Origin of the sequence: Pseudomonas cavernae (assembly GCF_003595175.1) — a bacterium.
Taxonomy (GTDB): Bacteria; Pseudomonadota; Gammaproteobacteria; order Pseudomonadales; family Pseudomonadaceae; genus Aquipseudomonas; species Aquipseudomonas cavernae.
The window spans coordinates 2,078,093-2,094,675 of sequence record NZ_CP032419.1; the positions used below are offsets into that span (position 1 = coordinate 2,078,093).

The following is a 16,583-nucleotide window of genomic DNA, read 5'->3' on the forward strand; positions in this document are numbered from 1 at the left end:
CATGAACAGGAAAATGCTGCTGTTGGCTGTGATGGCCGTGCTGTCGGGATGTCAGACCACTGGTTCGGAGCAGGCCAGTGCGTTTCGCTCGGTCTACACCGGCGACAACTCGGTGCTCTATCAGGTGCAGAAACAGATCGACTCGCCGACCCAGGCCATGCAGCTGGCGGCCAGGGCCTACCAGAGCGGCAATCTCGATCTGGCGCTGTTCCAGTACCTGCGGGCCATCGAACTGGACCCGAAGCGCTACGGGGCCCTGGTTTGGGTCGGGCGCATCCACCGTGAGCGGGGCAATACCCAGCTCGCCGAGATGGCGTTCAACGATGTGCTGACGAGCGATCCGGACAATCTCGATGCCCTGACCGAGCTGGGCCTGCTGTATCTCGCTGCGCGCAATCATGAAAAGGCCCAAGAGCTGCTTGGCAAGGCCGTCGCCATTGACCAGCGACGGCTTGGCCATGGCGAGGGCGACAGCCCGCCCGATCTCGCGGCGCTACAGGTGGACGGCCAGTCGCCACTGAAGGTGTACAACGGCCTCGGCGTATTGGCCGACCTGCGCAACGACTTCACCCAGGCCGAGGCCTACTACCGCTTGGCCATGCAAATCGAGCCGCGCTCGGCGCTGGTGCAGAACAGTCAGGGCTATTCCTATTACCTGGCCGGCTCATGGCCGGAGGCTGAGCGTATGTATCAGCGGGGGATCGGCTACGACCCTTCCTACCATCCGCTGTGGCGCAACTATGGATTGTTGCTGGCGCGCATGGGCCGCTATGAGGAGGCCGTCTCCGCGTTCGAGCAGATCGAGAAGCGGGCCGAGGCCAGCAATGATGTGGGTTATGTCTGTCTGGTGGAAGGCAAGCTGGATGAGGCCGAGCAGTTCTTTCGCAGCGCTATCGAGCAGTCGCCGGCGCATTACGCCACGGCGTGGGACAACCTGAAGCGGGTCGAGCAGGTCAGGCGGATTCGCCAACTGGGCGCCAATCAGGCGCCGGACAAGCCCGCCTCGGCCATTCTGGGTGTGGAGGTAACAGCGGCAGCGACGCCCTGAGGCGCAAGGCAGAGAGGCCGCTTTTGCCCCTATCCCCCTGCTTCATAAAAGAAAGGCGGGAGAGGGCTGGGGAGAGGGCTGGTTGGCGAAACCCTCTCCACAAGTGGAAGAGGGGAGTTACCGAGATCGTGAGCAGGCTCTTAGAACCTGTCTCGGATCTGCTGCGCGTCGGCCAAACGGCGTTAAAAACGGCTTCGGAATGCTCATTTACAACTCGTAAACTCCGCTTCCTCAGCCGTTTGACTCGCTACGCTCGCCCTGCGGGCCAGCCTTCGGCTGTTACTCCGCTACGCTACGTTGCGCCTTGTTTGATTCTAGCTCGCGAGATCCGAAACAGATTCTTAGTTGACTGCGTCGGTCAGCGCCTTGGCCGGCACGTATTTCACCACCCGCTTGGCAGCGATCTCGATGCTCTTGCCAGTCTGCGGATTGCGGCCGGTACGGGCCGGGCGCTCGGCGACCTTCAGCTTGCCGATACCCGGCAGGGTGATTTCTTCATGATTTTCCAGGGCATCGCTGACGATTTCGCTCAACTGATCCAGCACTGCGCGTACGGAGGCTTTGGTCGCTTCGGTCGCCTCGGCGATATCGGTGATCAGCTGGTCTTTGGTCATTGCCATGATGGTGCTCCATTGGATGAGTGTTCGTTTGTCTGGCGCTTGTGCGGCGCCTGTAAAGGCCGGCACGCTAGCATAAAAAGATGGCGCTAGCTGCCCGACCCGCTCTGCGCCGGGCGTTTTAACCGGTTTGTGTCACAGGTTCAGGTTTCGGCATTCCACGCCGAAACCACGAAGCGTAGCTGACCTTTGACGCCCGGCTTGGTTCCGCTGTCGAGCGGCACTTTCACTTCCACCTTGCCGTTCTTCAGCGCCTTGCTGTCCAGCAATTCGCGGGCCTGGCTGACGCCCTGATTCTGCCAGGCGAAGGTGAAGCGCCTGTCCCTCCGCGAGCCGGCACTATTGCAGCACTGTCTGACTTGGCTACACAGCGGCATATTGCTATGTCAGCGGCCTCCCGATATGACGGCAAGTGCTTGTCGTGGATGCGATTTTTAATCGCCGCTAGGCGGTTGTAAGTTGCCGATAAGCCGGTACAATGGCGCGGCTCGCCGCCAGGCGGGCAGCGTTATGGTGGCCCCTTCGGTCCCCCCGCAACGATCAGCCGTGAACCCGGTCAGGCCTGGAAGGGAGCAGCCGCAGCGGTGACATTGTGTGCCGGGGTGTGGCTGAAGGGGTTGCCTCCAATATCTAAGTCTTTAATTCTAAAAGACTTTTCTCGCCAAAAATCGAAGAGTGGAACAGCGTTTAGGTACACCGAAGTGGTGCATCACGCTGGGCATTCTAGCCACTGTTACTCTCTCTCTCTCTCCAAGGTCATCGCTACGTGCCTTCTCTCTGTGGGCTCATGGTGGCTCTACTCCCGCATTTAGGACGCAATAAGCGTGCTATCAGCCAGGAGGAGTGATGGCCAATTCACCGTACACATCTGATGCTCTTTACCATTTCGTTGGTCGGGGATCACTGGATGACCGGTATCCTCGGCAAGCTGCAGGTCCTCTTCGTGTACGCAGTGTGGGTGCGTGCATGGCGGGTGCAATTTACCCCTTGCTCCGCTAGGATTAGCCCACTTCCGCTTCCCAGTCGTGACGGTTTTCAATGAGTTATCAGGTTCTTGCACGTAAGTGGCGCCCGCGCTCGTTTCGCGAAATGGTCGGCCAGACCCATGTGCTCAAGGCCCTGATCAACGCCCTCGACAGCCAGCGCCTGCACCACGCCTATCTGTTCACCGGCACCCGCGGGGTGGGCAAGACCACCATTGCGCGGATCATCGCCAAGTGCCTGAACTGCGAAACTGGCATCAGCTCGACGCCTTGCGGCGTCTGTTCGGTGTGCCGGGAGATCGATGAGGGGCGCTTCGTCGACCTGATCGAAGTCGACGCCGCCAGCCGTACCAAGGTCGAGGACACCCGCGAACTGCTCGACAACGTGCAGTACGCCCCGAGCCGCGGGCGTTACAAGGTCTACCTGATCGACGAAGTGCACATGCTCTCCACGCACTCGTTCAACGCGCTGCTCAAGACCCTCGAAGAGCCGCCGCCGCACGTCAAATTCCTCCTTGCCACCACCGATCCGCAGAAGCTGCCGGTCACCATCCTCTCGCGCTGCCTGCAGTTCTCGCTGAAGAACATGCCGCCGGAGCGGGTGGTCGAGCACCTGACCCATGTGCTGACTGCCGAGCATGTGCCGTTCGAGGAGGATGCCCTCTGGCTGCTCGGCCGCGCGGCCGACGGTTCGATGCGCGATGCCATGAGCCTGACCGACCAGGCCATCGCCTTCGGCGAAGGCAAGGTGCTGGCCGCCGACGTGCGCGCCATGCTCGGCAGCCTCGATCACGGCCAGGTGTATGGCGTGCTGCACGCGCTGCTGGAAGGTGACGCCCGTGCCTTGCTCGAGGCGGTACGCCAGTTGGCCGAGCAAGGCCCGGACTGGAGCGGCGTGCTGGCGGAAATGCTCAACGTGCTGCACCGCGTGGCTGTTGCCCAGGCGTTGCCGGAGGCGATCGATAACGGCCAGGGCGACCGCGATCGCGTGCTGGCCCTGGCCCAGGCGCTGCCGGCCGAGGATGTGCAGTTCTACTATCAGATGGGCCTGATCGGTCGCCGCGACCTGCCGCTGGCCCCCGACCCGCGCGGCGGCTTCGAGATGGTCCTGCTGCGCATGCTGGCCTTCCGTCCGGCGGACACGGACGACGCGCCGAGGGTGGCGCTAAAGCCGCTAGGGATTAGCCAGGCCACTGCTGATCCCCGTCCCAACCCAGTGGCCGGCGCCGCTATGGCGGCGCCGGCTATTGCCGCCATTGCAGTGGCCTCGACCCACGCGCCAGTACCGGTTGGCGAAGCCGCCACGATGGTGGTCGCTGCCACGCCTGAGCCCGTAGCCGTTGCCGTGCCCACAGTGGTGCCACGCGAAGTGGCGCCTGAGCTAGAGCCTGTTGCCGTCGCCCTGGTCGTAGAGCCGCCGGTAGCGCCGGCAGCAGCGCCTGCCGTGGTCGACCTGCCGTGGGAAGAGCCAAAAGCCGCTGAGCCGCCGGTCGCCGAGGCAGTCGCAGTAGTAGCCGAGTCCGAGCCCGCAGTCGTGGTCCAGGCGCCAACCCCGATCGCGGCACCGACCCCGGTGGCGATTGCCGACAGTGACGACGATGATGAGCCGCCGCTAGCCGATGACGACTATTACGAAGTGGACAGCGAGACGGCCTACCTGGATGTCATGCCCGGTCTGGGCGAGCCTGAGGCCGCCGCCGAGTCCGAGCCGCTGCCCGCCGCGCAGCCGGCCACTGGCCTGGCCGCCGAATGGCTGGACCTGTTCCCGCGCCTGGGTATCAGCGGCCTGACCGGCAGCATCGCCGCCAACTGCTCGCTGGTCGCCGTCGACGGCGATACCTGGCATCTGCACCTGGACCCGGCGCAAAGTGCGTTGTTCAATGCCACTCAAGAACGTCGCCTGAACGAGGCGCTGAACCAATATCACGGCCGCGAGCTCAAGCTGGCGATCGAGCTGCGCAAGCCCGAGCAGGAAACCCCGGCCCAAGCCGCCGCCCGCAAGCGTGCCGAGCGCCAGCGCAATGCGGTGGCTTCGATCCATAACGATCCGCTGGTGCAGCAAATGATCCAACAGTTCGCTGCGGTGATCCGCGAAGACAGCATCGAACCTGTTGAGACCCCCTAACCTAGAAATCCGAGGTAACTCCCCATGATGAAAGGTGGCATGGCAGGCCTGATGAAGCAGGCCCAGCAGATGCAGGAAAAGATGCAGAAGATGCAGGAAGAGCTGGCCAACGCCGAAGTCACCGGCCAGTCGGGCGCCGGTCTGGTCAGCGTGGTGATGAACGGCCGGCACGACGTCAAGCGCGTCAGCCTGGACGACAGCCTGATGCAGGAAGACAAGGAAATCCTCGAAGACCTGATCGCCGCGGCGGTGAACGACGCGGTGCGCAAGATCGAGGCGAACAGTCAGGACAAGATGTCCGGCATGACTGCGGGGATGCAGCTGCCGCCTGGCTTCAAGCTGCCCTTCTAAGAACAGCCCAGACCGCAGCCGTAGGATGGGTTGAGCAACGCGATACCCGTCTTTCGCGCCCTGAGCCACTGCTCGCTGGGTATCGCTACGCTCAACCCAGCCTACGGAATGGCCTGAACGGCCCGTCCGCAGCCCCCGTATTCTTTGAGTGTCCGCCATGAGCTTCAGTCCGCTGATTCGCCACCTGATCGACTCCCTGCGCATCCTGCCGGGGGTAGGGCAGAAGACCGCCCAGCGCATGGCCCTGCACTTGCTCGAGCGTGATCGCAGTGGCGCCCTGCGCCTGGCCCAGGCGCTGACTCAGGCGATGGAGGGCGTCGGTCATTGCAAGACCTGCCGGACCCTGAGCGAGGATGAGCTGTGCCCGCAGTGCAGCGACCCGCGTCGCGACGACAGCCTGTTGTGCATCGTCGAAGGGCCGATGGATGTGCATGCGGTGGAGCAGACCGGCTATCGTGGCCGCTACTTCGTGCTCAAGGGCCACCTCTCGCCGCTGGACGGCCTGGGCCCGGAAGCCATTGGCATTCCCGAGCTGCTGACACGGGTCGAGGCGGGCAGCTTCAGCGAGGTGATCCTCGCCACCAACCCCACGGTGGAGGGCGAGGCGACAGCCCACTACATCGCCCAGATGCTGGCCAACAAGGGCTTGATCACCTCGCGCATCGCCCATGGCATGCCGCTGGGCGGCGAGCTGGAGCTGGTCGATGGCGGCACCCTGGCCCATGCCTTGGCGGGGCGGCGACCGATCAGCCTCTGATTCATTTGCCGCGCTCGGCCATAACGCTGGCGGAGTTGGCCAAAGTCTCACCTTGAAAACCAAGCAAGCGCTCGGTAAGGTCGAATAAACCTCACCGGGAGCTGCGCATGTCCGCCTTTCAGGAATACTTCGACGAGTCCCATCAACTGGTGCGCGATTCCGTGCGGCGTTTCGTCGAGCGGGAAATCCTGCCGCATGTCGCCGAGTGGGAGGAGGCCGAGGAATTTCCCCGCGAGCTGTATCTGAAGGCCGGCGCCGCTGGCATTCTCGGCATCGGTTATCCGGAGCAGCTAGGTGGCAGCCATGAGGGTGATCTGTTCGCCAAGCTGGCGGCCAGCGAGGAGCTGATGCGCTGCGGCTCCGGCGGCCTGGTGGCCGGGCTCTGCTCGCTGGATATCGGCCTGCCGCCGGTGCTCAAGTGGGCCAAGCCGGAATTGCGCGAGCGCATCGTGCCGCAGGTGCTTCGCGGCGAGAAGATCATGGCCCTGGCGGTCACCGAGCCGTCCGGCGGCTCCGATGTGGCCAGCCTGAAGACCCGCGCGGTGCGTGACGGCGACCACTATCGCGTCACCGGCAGCAAGACCTTCATCACCAGCGGCGTGCGCGCCGACTACTACAGCGTGGCGGTGCGCACCGGCGGCGACGGCTTCGGCGGCGTCAGCCTGCTGCTGATCGAGAAGGGCACACCCGGTTTCAGCGTCGGTCGCAAGTTGAAGAAGATGGGCTGGTGGGCGTCGGACACTGCCGAGCTGTTCTTCGACGACTGCCAGGTGCCGGTGGAGAACCTGATCGGCGTCGAGAACATGGGCTTCGCCTGCATCATGGCCAACTTCCAGAGCGAGCGCCTGGCGCTGGCGATCATGGCCAACATGACCGCGCAGCTGGCGCTGGAAGAGTCGCTGAAATGGGCGAAAGAACGCGAAGCCTTCGGCAAACCGATCGGCAAGTTCCAGGTGCTCAAGCACCGCCTGGCGGAGATGGCCACCCAGTTGGAGGTCTCGCGCGAGTTCACCTACCGCCAGGCGGCGAAGATGGATGCCGGCAAGAGTGTTATCAAGGAAATCTCCATGGCCAAGAACTTCGCCACCGATATCGCCGACCGCATCGTCTACGACGCGGTGCAGATGCTGGGTGGCATGGGTTATATGCGCGAAAGCCTGGTCGAGCGCCTGTACCGCGACAACCGCATCCTCTCCATCGGCGGCGGCACCCGCGAGGTGATGAACGAGATCATCGCCAAGCAGATGGGGCTGTAATCTAGGGCGTGCGATGCGCATCGGAACGCGCTGTCTGCGAGGGCTTCTGTCATGGCAGCGGCTGCCTTTACCTGGAAAATGGCCAAAGCCCCCGGCTGAACGGCAGTTATGACGCTGACTTGAAGCGCGCCAATCGCCTCTAATCGATACGAAAGGGTCTGAATAGACGAACTGCGCGTCGTCGGCCAGCCTTGCGCCGCGGCACTTTCGCCTGCGGCTTCCCCCCGGGATGATAGGCTCCTACGAATTTTCGCCGGCGTCGCTTGCGTCGCGGCTACCCGAATCGAGAAGGCACCAACGTGAGCAAACCTGAACGGATACCGCTGGTTTATCCCTGCGGTGAAGCGCCCGCGCCGGGCGCCGTGCGCGAGGTCGCGCCCGGTGTGTTGTGGCTGCGCATGCCGCTGCCGCTGTCGCTGGACCACATCAACCTGTGGGCGGTGCAGGACGGCGAAGGCTGGGCGATCTTCGACACCGGCATGCACACGCCGGCCACCCTCGACGCCTGGCGCACGCTGATCGGCCCCGGCGCGCCGCTCGGCGAATGCGGTCCCAGCCGCATCCTCGCCACCCACATGCATCCCGACCACATCGGCATGGCCGGCTGGCTCACCCGCAAGTTCGGCTGCGAGCTGTGGATGACCCGCGGCGAGTACATGACTTGCCGGGTACTGGTCGGCGACACCGGCCGCGAGGCGCCGGCCGAAGGCATCGGCTTCTACCGGCGTACCGGCTGGGACGCCGAAGCGCTCGAGACCTACTGCGCGCGCTTCGGTGGCTATGGCAAGCACATCTCGCCCTTGCCGCAGCGCTACCGGCGCCTGCAGGACGGCCAGCAGATCCGCATTGGCGCCCACGACTGGCAGGTGGTGGTCGGTTCCGGACATTCGCCGGAGCATGCCTGCTTCTACTGCGCCGAACTGAAGGTGCTGATCTCCGGCGATCAGGTGCTGCCACGCATTTCGCCCAACGTATCGGTGTTTCCCACCGAGCCGGAAGCCGACCCGATGGGCGAGTGGCTGGAGTCGTTGGCCAAGCTCAAGCGCCAGCTGCCCGCGGATGTGCTGGTGCTGCCGGCGCACAACGAGCCGTTCGAGGGGCTGCATGCGCGTCTGGATCGGCTTGTCGCGGGGCATCAACGCTCATTCGAGCGGCTGATCCAGTTGCTGAGCGAGGGGCCGAAACGGGTGGTGGATGTGTTCGGCGCGCTGTTTGCACGGCCGATCGATGCCGATCTGCTGCCCCTGGCCACCGGTGAGGCGCTGGCCAACCTCAACTATCTGGTGCAGCGCGGCCAGGTGACGGTGCGCGAGGACGAGGACGGCGTGGCCTGGTACCGGGCCAGCACGGCCGAGGCCTGACCTCGCGCAACCCGCCTTCCGGGGCCGGCACGTCCGGCCTCGAGCGACCTCCGGCCCCCCGGCAGTCGTTGCCGCTAACCGCGGGGGTCACAGCCCGTACTTCTTCACCTTGTCGAACAGCGTGGTCTTGGCCATGCCCAGCGCTTGGCTGGCCTGGCTGAGGTTGCCGGCGTGGCATTCCAGGGCCTCGCTGAGCAGGCTCTTTTCGAAGGCTTCCACCGCCTCGGCAAAGGACGGACCGCTGGCTTCCGCGGCCGCGCCGCCTTTCTTGAACACCGGCAGACCGAGGGCGAAGCGCTCGGCGACGTTGCGCAGTTCGCGCACGTTGCCCGGCCAGTCGTGGGCCATCAGGCTCGACAGGGTCGGGCGGTCGAGTTCCGGCGCGGTGCGGTCGAAGCGCAGCGAGGACTGCTGGAGGAAGTGCGCGAACAGCAGCGGGATGTCCTCGCGCCGCTCGCGCAGCGGCGGCAGCTCCAGGGTGACCACATTGAGCCGGTAGTAGAGGTCGCTGCGGAACTGCCCGGCCTTGCCCAGCTGGCCGAGGTCGGCCTTGGTCGCGGCGATCACCCGGCAGTCCACCGCGACCGACTGGTTGGAGCCGAGGCGCTCCAGGCTGTGCTCCTGCAGCACCCGCAACAGCTTGATCTGCAGGTTGAGCGGCATGCTCTCGATCTCGTCGAGGAACAGGCTGCCGCCGTTGGCGTGCTCGATCTTGCCGATGCGGCGCTTGCCGGCGCCGGTGAAGGCGTGCGCCTCGTGGCCGAAGATCTCGCTCTCGAACAGGTTCTCCGGCAGGCCGCCGCAGTTGAGGGCGACGAACTGCTTGGCCTGGCGCCGGCTGAAATCGTGCAGGCAGCGCGCGACCAGTTCCTTGCCGGTGCCGGTCTCGCCTTCGATCAGCACGTTGGCCGAGGTGTCGGCGACGTTGGCGATCAGCTCGCGCAACTGCTGCATGGCCGGCGAGCGGCCGATCAGGCGCTCCTCCAGGGCCTGGCGCCCGGCTAGCTGGCGGCGCAGGGCCGACACCTCGCGGGCCAGGCCGCGTTGTTCCAGGGCGCGGCGCACCACGTCGACCAGACGTTCCGGCGAGAAGGGTTTTTCCATGAAGTCATAGGCGCCGTCGCGCATCGCGCCGACCGCCATGGAGATGTCGCCGTGGCCGGTGATCAGCACCACCGGCAGGCTGCGGTCGCGCGCCTTGAGGCGGGCGAGCAGCTGCAGGCCGTCGATGCCGGGCAGGCGGATGTCGCTGATGACGATGCCGGCGAAGTCCTCGCCGACCCGTTGCAGGGCTTCCTCGGCGCTGCCCACGCCGATGCTGGGAATGTCCTCCAGACCCAGCGCCTGCTGGCAGCCGAGCAGCACATGAGGGTCGTCCTCGACGATCAGGACGGTCAGCGGCTCATTCATCGTGAGGGTTCTCGACTGGGGATGGGGCGAGCAGCGGCAGGCTCAGGACGAAGGCGGTGCCACCTGCGGCCGGGTGCTGCACGCTGAGGTTGCCGCTGGCCGCGGCGGCCAGGCTGGCGGACAGGGTCAGGCCGAGGCCCAGGCCCTGTTCGCCGGGCTTGGTGGTGAAAAACGGCTCGAACAGGTGCACGCGCAGTGAGGGCGGAATGCCGGGGCCGTTGTCGCGCACGCTGAGTTGGTAGCAGTCGTCGTGGGCCTGGCCTTCGAGCCACAGCTGGCGGTCGCTCTGCGCGCTCATGGCGTCGATGGCGTTGACGACCAGGTTGACCAGGATCTGCTCCAGACGGGTCTGGTCGATGGCCAGGCGGGCGTCGGTGAAGGCCCGGTGGATGGTCAGCGGCGTGCGCTCCAGACGCGGGCGGAGGAGGAACAGCGCGGCGTCCACCGCCTTGCCCAGCTGGGCGGCGCCGGTGTCGTCGGAACGGCGGGCGAAGGCGCGCAGGCTGGCGGTGATGCGGCCCATGTGGTCGACCAGCTCGTTGATGGTTTGCAGGTTGCTGCTGGCGGTTGCCAGGTTACCGCGCGCCAGGAAGCGCACGCTGTTGCCGGAGAGGGTGCGCAGCGCCGCCAGCGGCTGGTTGAGCTCGTGGGCGAGGCTGGTGGACATCTGCCCGATCACCGCCAGCTTGCCGGCCTGGACCAGGTCGTCCTGGGTTTTGCGCAGGTTTTCCTCGGCCTGCCGGCGCTCGCGGATCTGCGCCTTCAGGCGTTCGTTGCTGGCGCGCAGGTCGGCGGTGCGTTCGGCGATCTTGCGTTCCAGTTGGTTGTTGGCCTGCTCCAGGGCTTCGCGTGCGGCCAGGCGAGTGGCGAGCACCTTGCGCCGTTCGTTCCAGGCGATCAGCAGGAACGCCAGCAGGGCGAAGGCGACCGCCGCCAGCATGCCGTGGCTGATGGCCTCGCGGCGCACGTCCTGCACCGGGGTGAGCAGGTTGAAGGTCCACGCCGTGTCGTTGAGCCGGCGGCTCTGCGCCAGGTAGCGGATCGGCCGGGCCGCGCCATCGCTCGGGTCGCTGCCGGGCAGGGTCAGCAATTCCGCGCTGCCGAAGGGTTGGCGGGCCTGCGGCTGCAACTCATCCAGGCGGGTCCAGTGGTATTGCAGGCTGCTGGCCAGGCGTGCGCGGGTTTCTGTGCTGAGCGGCTGAACGGCCTTGAGCCGGCGGGTCGGGTCGCTGGAGAGGATGATGATGCCGTTCTCGTCGCTGACGAAGGCTTCCAGGCGCGCCCGTTCCCAGCGTTGCTCGAGCGGGTCGAGACGGATCTTGACCACCGCCACGCCGATGATCCGGCCATGATGGCGCAGGCCGTGGGCCAGGTAGTAGCCAGCCTCGCCGGTGGTGCTGCCGACGCCGTAGAAGCGCCCGGGTTGGCCGCGCATGGCGTCGCGGAAATAGGCGCGGAACGACAGATCCTCGCCCTGGAAACTGTCGGCATCGCGCCAGTTGCTGGTGGCCATCACCCGGCCGCTGGTGTCGAGCACATAGATGGCGCGGCTGCCGCTGCGCTGGTTGAGGCCTTCGAGGTAGGCGTTGACCCGTTCGCGGCGGTAGTCGGTGGGGGTCACCAGCAGGCGGCTGACGCTGGCTTCCAGTTCCAGCAGACTGGGCAGGTAGGTGTGGGTGCTGATCTCGCTTTCCACCGCGCGGGCGTGCAGCTCCAGCTGGCGTTCGCCGTTGTCGGCCAGGGCGCGGATACCGGCCTGTTCGCTGAGGTAGTAGGCGGCGTAACCGCAGGCGAGCATCAGCAGGATGATCGGCATGGGCAGCAGCAGGCGGCGGAGCAGGCGTGGCTTCACGGTCGGCAGGGCGGGCAGCGCGCGAAGAGGGGTGGAGGGGGATTGCATCACAGTTGTCCGGGGCTGGCCAGTTGGTGCGGTGTTGCCGTTTTCCCTCTCCCCCCGGCCCCTCTCCCATGAATGGGAGAGGGGAGGTTCCGTAGGATGGGTCGAGCCCCGCGATACCCATCGAGGGCGGTGATGGGTATCGCTTCGCTCGACCCATCCTACGAGAACAGCGGCGGTCAATATTCCCAGAAGATCCGTTGCAGCTCCCGGCTGTCCTGGGTGCTGGTCAGGGCGACCGAGGCGAGGATGCGCGCCTTCTGCGGGTTGAGGTCGTGGGCCACCACCCAGTCGTTCTTGTCGTCCGGCTGCTCGGCGTTGCGCAGGACGAAGCCGCCCTGGTTGACGTGGGAGGAGCGGATGACCTGCAGGCCGTCCTTGCGCAGGGCCTGCAGGGTCGGCACCACCCGTGAGGCGACCGAGCCGTTGCCGGTGCCGGCGTGGATGATGGCCTTGGCGCCGGCCTGGGCGAACGCCTTGTAGGAGGTGTCGTCGACGTTGCCGTAGCCATAGGCGATGTCCACGCGCGGGAGGCTGGAGATCTTCGCGATGTCGAACTCGGACTGGGCGGTATGCCGCTTGGCCGGCAGGCGGAACCAGTAGCTCTTGCCTTCCACCACCATGCCCAGCGGGCCCCATGGGCTCTTGAACGCCTCGGTCTTGATGTTCACCGACTTGCTGACGTCGCGACCGGCGTGGATCTCATCGTTCAGGGTCACCAGCACGCCCTTGCCGCGGGCGCTCTGGTCGCTGGCCACGGCCACCGCGTTGTACAGGTTGAGCATGCCGTCGGCGGACATCGCGGTGCCCGGACGCATCGAACCGACCACCACGATGGGCTTGTCGGTGCGCTCCACCAGGTTGAGGAAGTAGGCGGTCTCTTCCAGGGTGTCGGTGCCGTGGGTGATGACGATGCCGTCGACCTCGGCGCTGGCGGCGAGCTGGGCGACGTGCTTGCCGAGTTGCAGCAGGTTGTCGTTGGAAATGCTTTCCGAGGCGATCTGGAACACCTGCTCGCCGCGCACGTTGGCCAGCTGCTTGAGCTCCGGCACGCCGGCGATCAGCTGCTCGACCGGCACCTTGGCCGCCTGGTAGGTGGCGCTGTTGGCGGCGCTGGCGCCGGCGCCGGCGATGGTGCCACCGGTGGCGAGGATCACCACGTTGGCGAGCTGCTGTGGCGCGGCGACTTCCTTGGCCTGCACGCCTTGCGGCAGCAGGAACAGCAGAGCCAGTACGCCGGGGGCGAATGAATGCAGAACGTCCTTCATCTCTTGTTTCTCTTCTGTGGGGGGGACGGTTGGGCCGGCCTGCCTGGGCAGGTCAGGCCGGGGTGGCATCAGTGCTGGAGGATCTTGGCGAGGAACTGCTGGGCACGCTCGGAGCGCGCCGTGACATCGCCGAAGAATTCTTCCTTGTCGCAGTCTTCGACGATCTGGCCCTTGTCCATGAAGATCACCCGGTTCGCCACCTTGCGGGCGAAGCCCATCTCGTGGGTCACGCACATCATGGTCATGCCTTCCTGGGCGAGCTGGACCATCACGTCGAGCACCTCGTTGACCATCTCCGGGTCGAGCGCCGAGGTTGGTTCGTCGAACAGCATCACCACCGGGTCCATGGCCAGTGCGCGGGCGATCGCCACGCGCTGCTGCTGACCGCCGGACAGCTGGCCCGGGTGCTTGTGCGCATGGGCCTTGAGGCCGACGCGGTCGAGCAGGGCCAGGCCCTTCTCGGTGGCCTCGTCCTTGCCGCGGCCGAGCACCTTGGTCTGGGCGATGGTTAGGTTCTCGGTGATCGACAGGTGCGGGAACAGCTCGAAGTGCTGGAACACCATGCCGACCCGCGAGCGCAGCTTGGGCAGGTCGGTCTTCGGGTTGGCGATGGAGGTGCCGTCGACCACGATGTCGCCCTGCTGGAACGGTTCCAAGGCGTTGACGCACTTGATCAGGGTCGACTTGCCCGAGCCGGACGGCCCGCACACCACCACCACTTCGCCTTTCGCCACTTGCGTGCTGCAACCGGTCAGCACCTGGAAGTCCGCGTACCACTTGTTGACGTTCTGGATCGAGATCATACGGCTAACCTTTTTTGCAGATGCTTGACCAGCTGCGAGGCGGCGAAGCTGACGGTGAAGTAGACCAGGCCGGCGAAGATCAGGAACTCATGGGCCTGGCCGATGATGTCGCCGCGCGAGCGGGCGGCGTTGAGGAAGTCCATCAGGCCGACGGCATAGACCAGCGAGGTGTCCTGGAACAGGATGATGCTCTGCTGCAGCAGCAGCGGAGTCATCTTGCGGAACGCCTGCGGCAGGATGATCAGGCGCATGCTCTGCCCGTAGGTCATGCCCAGCGCCTGGGCGGCGCCCATCTGGCCCTTGGGAATGGCCTGGATGCCGGCGCGGACGATCTCGCAGAAGTACGCCGCCTCGAACATCATGAAGGCCACCAGGCACGAGGTGAACGCCCCCACCGGGGTGTCCTCGCCGGTGATCCAGCGCAGCAGGAAGGGCACCATGAAGTAGAACCAGGTGATCACCAGCAGCAGCGGGATGGAGCGGAAGTAGTTGACGTAGGTGGCGCCGATATTGGCCAGCAGCTTGTTGTGCGACAGGCGCATCAAGGCCAGCAGGGTGCCGAGCACCACGCCGCCGAGCACGCCCAGCGCCATCAGCTGCAGGGTGGTCAGCATGCCTTCCCAGAGCCCCGGCAGCGCCGGGACGATAGCGCTGAAGTCCATCATTTACCTCCCACGGCGATCAGGCCGGGCACCGCGACCTTCTTCTCCACCAGGCGCATGAGCAGCATCAGACCCATGTTCAGGGTGAAGTAGATCAGCGTCGCCAGGGTGAAGGCCTCGAACAGGTTGGCGCTGAACTCGGCGGTCTGCTTGGTCTGCGCCAGCAGTTCCATGAGGCCGATCAGCGAGGCCACCGAGGAGTTCTTGAAGATGTTGAGGAACTCCGAGGTCAGCGGCGGGATGACGATGCGAAAGGCCTGTGGCAGCAGGACGTTGGCGTAGACCTGCGGCAGGCGGAAGCCGAGGGCGTAGCCGGCGGCCAGCTGGCCCTTGGGCAGCGCCTGGATGCCGGTGCGCACCTGCTCGCAGACCCGCGCGGCGGTGAACAGGCCGAGGCACAACACCACCGAGAGATAGGCCGAAGTGGCCGGGCTCAAGTCCTGCTTGAACCAGAGTTCCAGCGGCTCGGGCAGCAGGTCGGGGACCAGGAAGTACCAGAGAAACAGCTGCACCAGCAGCGGCACGTTGCGGAACACTTCCACATAGGCGGTGGCGATGCCGGCAATCCAGCGGTTCGGCACCGTGCGCATCACGCCGAGCAATGAGCCCAGCAACAGAGCGATGATCCAGCCCGCCAGGGCGACGGCGAGGGTCCAGCCGAGACCGGTGAAGAACCAGTCCAGGTAGATTTCATCGCCGATCCCGGTGGACTTGAAGAACACGCTCCAGTCCCAGTTGTAGTTCATTGGGGGTTTCCCTCAATCGGTCGGTTCACGGGTGAAGGCAGGGGGTAAGGGGCCGGGGGAGAGGGCGGACTTACCCTCTCCCCAGCCCTCGGCTTTGACATCCTGAGTCGCCCTACCTCCTGCAGCCATGCAGTCGTCTCCCGTAAACGGGAGAGGGGGCAAAAGCCTTGCCCGCGCCGAGTGCCTGTCAGATTTCTTCGGCCGACTTGTCGGTCGGGTTGGCGATCAGCTTCTTCAGCTCGTCGCTCATCTGGAAGTTGAGGTTGAGGCTCTTCGGCGGGATCGGCTGGGTGAACCACTTGGCATAGATGGCGTTGATCTGGCCGGAGGCGTAGGTCGCGTTGATGGCCTTGTCGACCACCTGCTTGAACGCCGGGTCGCCCTTGCGCAGCATGCAGCCGTAGATCTCGAAGGACTGCGGCTCGCCAACCACCACCCAGGCGTCGGGCTGCTTGGCCTTGGCCATTTCACCGTAGAGCAGGGCGTCGTCCATCATGAACGCCACCGCGCGGCCGGATTCCAGCATCAGGAACGACTCGCCGTGGTCCTTGGCCGAGATGATGTTCATGCCCATCTGCTTCTCGGCATTCATGCTCTTGAGCAGGCGCTCGGAGGTGGTGCCGGCGGTGGTCACCACGTTCTTGCCCTTGAGGTCGGTGAACTCGTTGACGCCGGAGGTCTTCTTGGTCAGCAGACGGGTGCCGACCTCGAAGATGCCGACCGAGAAGTCCACCTGCTTCTGCCGCTCGAGGTTGTTGGTGGTCGAGCCGCATTCGAGGTCGACGGTGCCGTTCTGCACCAGCGGAATGCGGGTCTGCGAGGTGACCAGGTTGTAGCGCACCTTGAGTTCCGGCAGGCCGAGCTCCTGCTTGAGCGCCTCGACCACCTGCAGTTGCAGGTCATGGGCGTAGCCGACCGGCTTGCCCGGCTCGGCGCCGAGGTAGGAGAAGGGGATCGAGGCGTCGCGGTGGCCGAGGGTGATGGTGCCGCTGTCCTTGATCTTCTTCAGGGTGCCGGTGAGTTCGGCGGCGACGCTGGTGGTGGAGAACAGGGCGGCAGCGACGGCTGCGCCCAGGAGTTGGGGAAGGATGCGCATGAATCTAGTCCTCGGCTTGTTGTTTTTAGGGAATACGCCAGCTGCGCTGAAATGCTTCAGGTGCCTGTTCGCATTCGTCCCCTGCCTAAGAGCAGATTGCATGCCAGCCTTTTTGGCTTGCGTGCTTTTATTTCATCTTGTTGAAATTAAAAGAGTTTATTAAATTTCTCGAGGAGCCTTGGCGGGCGTCTGTCCGGTCTGCC

General features: G+C 65.2%; 15 protein-coding genes and 1 other RNA gene. 7 read left to right on the forward strand and 9 right to left on the reverse strand.

Annotation, left to right across the window (positions count from 1 at the left end):
- Window position 1: 1 nt before the first annotated feature.
- Window positions 2-1,048, forward strand: coding sequence for a tetratricopeptide repeat protein (locus D3880_RS09605; RefSeq protein WP_119893246.1), 1,047 nt, complete (start codon window positions 2-4; stop codon window positions 1,046-1,048).
- Between the two features lie 341 nt (window positions 1,049-1,389).
- Here D3880_RS09605 and D3880_RS09610 read toward each other — a convergent pair whose 3' ends face one another.
- Both D3880_RS09610 and D3880_RS09615 read right to left on the reverse strand, forming a co-directional pair.
- Window positions 1,390-1,668 carry an HU family DNA-binding protein gene (locus D3880_RS09610; protein WP_119893247.1) on the reverse strand — a complete coding sequence of 93 codons (279 nt, stop codon included), beginning with the start codon at window positions 1,666-1,668 and terminating at the stop codon, window positions 1,390-1,392.
- 140 nt (window positions 1,669-1,808) lie between these two features.
- A complete protein-coding gene (locus D3880_RS09615) occupies window positions 1,809-2,042 on the reverse strand; it encodes a hypothetical protein (protein WP_119893248.1) in 234 nt (77 codons plus the stop codon).
- Window positions 2,043-2,185: 143 nt separating this feature from the next.
- On the opposite strand from D3880_RS09615, the gene ffs reads away from it, so the two are divergent.
- The 6 genes from ffs (at window position 2,186) to D3880_RS09645 (ending at window position 8,498) form a co-directional block, all read left to right on the forward strand.
- An RNA gene (ffs, locus tag D3880_RS09620) (signal recognition particle sRNA small type) lies at window positions 2,186-2,282 on the forward strand.
- A 421-nt stretch (window positions 2,283-2,703) separates the two neighbouring features.
- Window positions 2,704-4,773, forward strand: coding sequence for a DNA polymerase III subunit gamma/tau (dnaX, locus tag D3880_RS09625; RefSeq protein ID WP_119893249.1), 2,070 nt, complete (start codon window positions 2,704-2,706; stop codon window positions 4,771-4,773).
- 24 nt (window positions 4,774-4,797) lie between these two features.
- Window positions 4,798-5,124 carry a YbaB/EbfC family nucleoid-associated protein gene (locus D3880_RS09630; RefSeq protein ID WP_119893250.1) on the forward strand — a complete coding sequence of 109 codons (327 nt, stop codon included), beginning with the start codon at window positions 4,798-4,800 and terminating at the stop codon, window positions 5,122-5,124.
- Window positions 5,125-5,281: 157 nt separating this feature from the next.
- Window positions 5,282-5,881: a recombination mediator RecR gene (gene recR, locus D3880_RS09635; protein WP_119893251.1), complete on the forward strand. Its 600-nt coding sequence runs from the start codon at window positions 5,282-5,284 to the stop codon at window positions 5,879-5,881.
- 107 nt (window positions 5,882-5,988) lie between these two features.
- Window positions 5,989-7,137 carry an acyl-CoA dehydrogenase family protein gene (locus D3880_RS09640; RefSeq protein WP_119893252.1) on the forward strand — a complete coding sequence of 383 codons (1,149 nt, stop codon included), beginning with the start codon at window positions 5,989-5,991 and terminating at the stop codon, window positions 7,135-7,137.
- A 299-nt stretch (window positions 7,138-7,436) separates the two neighbouring features.
- Window positions 7,437-8,498 (forward strand): MBL fold metallo-hydrolase, encoded by a 1,062-nt coding sequence (locus D3880_RS09645; protein WP_238474424.1) that lies wholly within the window; start codon window positions 7,437-7,439, stop codon window positions 8,496-8,498.
- Window positions 8,499-8,585: 87 nt separating this feature from the next.
- Here the strand turns inward: D3880_RS09645 and aauR are convergent, their stop codons facing one another.
- The 7 genes from aauR to D3880_RS09680 all read right to left on the reverse strand — a co-directional run bounded on the left by aauR (window position 8,586) and on the right by D3880_RS09680 (window position 16,380).
- Window positions 8,586-9,860, reverse strand: a complete 1,275-nt coding sequence (gene aauR, locus D3880_RS09650; RefSeq protein ID WP_238474443.1) for a two-component response regulator AauR — start codon at window positions 9,858-9,860, stop codon at window positions 8,586-8,588.
- Between the two features lie 40 nt (window positions 9,861-9,900).
- Window positions 9,901-11,808 (reverse strand): sensor histidine kinase, encoded by a 1,908-nt coding sequence (locus D3880_RS09655; RefSeq protein ID WP_119893255.1) that lies wholly within the window; start codon window positions 11,806-11,808, stop codon window positions 9,901-9,903.
- Window positions 11,809-11,984: 176 nt separating this feature from the next.
- The gene (locus D3880_RS09660; RefSeq protein ID WP_119893256.1) at window positions 11,985-13,073 is read right to left on the reverse strand and encodes an asparaginase; all 1,089 of its coding nucleotides are present in this window, start codon (window positions 13,071-13,073) and stop codon (window positions 11,985-11,987) included.
- Between the two features lie 68 nt (window positions 13,074-13,141).
- Window positions 13,142-13,876 carry an amino acid ABC transporter ATP-binding protein gene (locus tag D3880_RS09665; RefSeq protein WP_119893257.1) on the reverse strand — a complete coding sequence of 245 codons (735 nt, stop codon included), beginning with the start codon at window positions 13,874-13,876 and terminating at the stop codon, window positions 13,142-13,144.
- A complete protein-coding gene (locus tag D3880_RS09670; protein ID WP_177412167.1) occupies window positions 13,873-14,541 on the reverse strand; it encodes an amino acid ABC transporter permease in 669 nt (222 codons plus the stop codon). The genes D3880_RS09665 and D3880_RS09670 overlap by 4 nt, the downstream gene beginning before the upstream one ends.
- Window positions 14,538-15,284, reverse strand: a complete 747-nt coding sequence (locus D3880_RS09675) for an amino acid ABC transporter permease (protein ID WP_119893259.1) — start codon at window positions 15,282-15,284, stop codon at window positions 14,538-14,540. The genes D3880_RS09670 and D3880_RS09675 overlap by 4 nt, the downstream gene beginning before the upstream one ends.
- Window positions 15,285-15,471: 187 nt before the next feature.
- A complete protein-coding gene (locus D3880_RS09680) occupies window positions 15,472-16,380 on the reverse strand; it encodes a glutamate/aspartate ABC transporter substrate-binding protein (protein ID WP_119893260.1) in 909 nt (302 codons plus the stop codon).
- Between the last annotated feature and the right edge of the window lie 203 nt (window positions 16,381-16,583).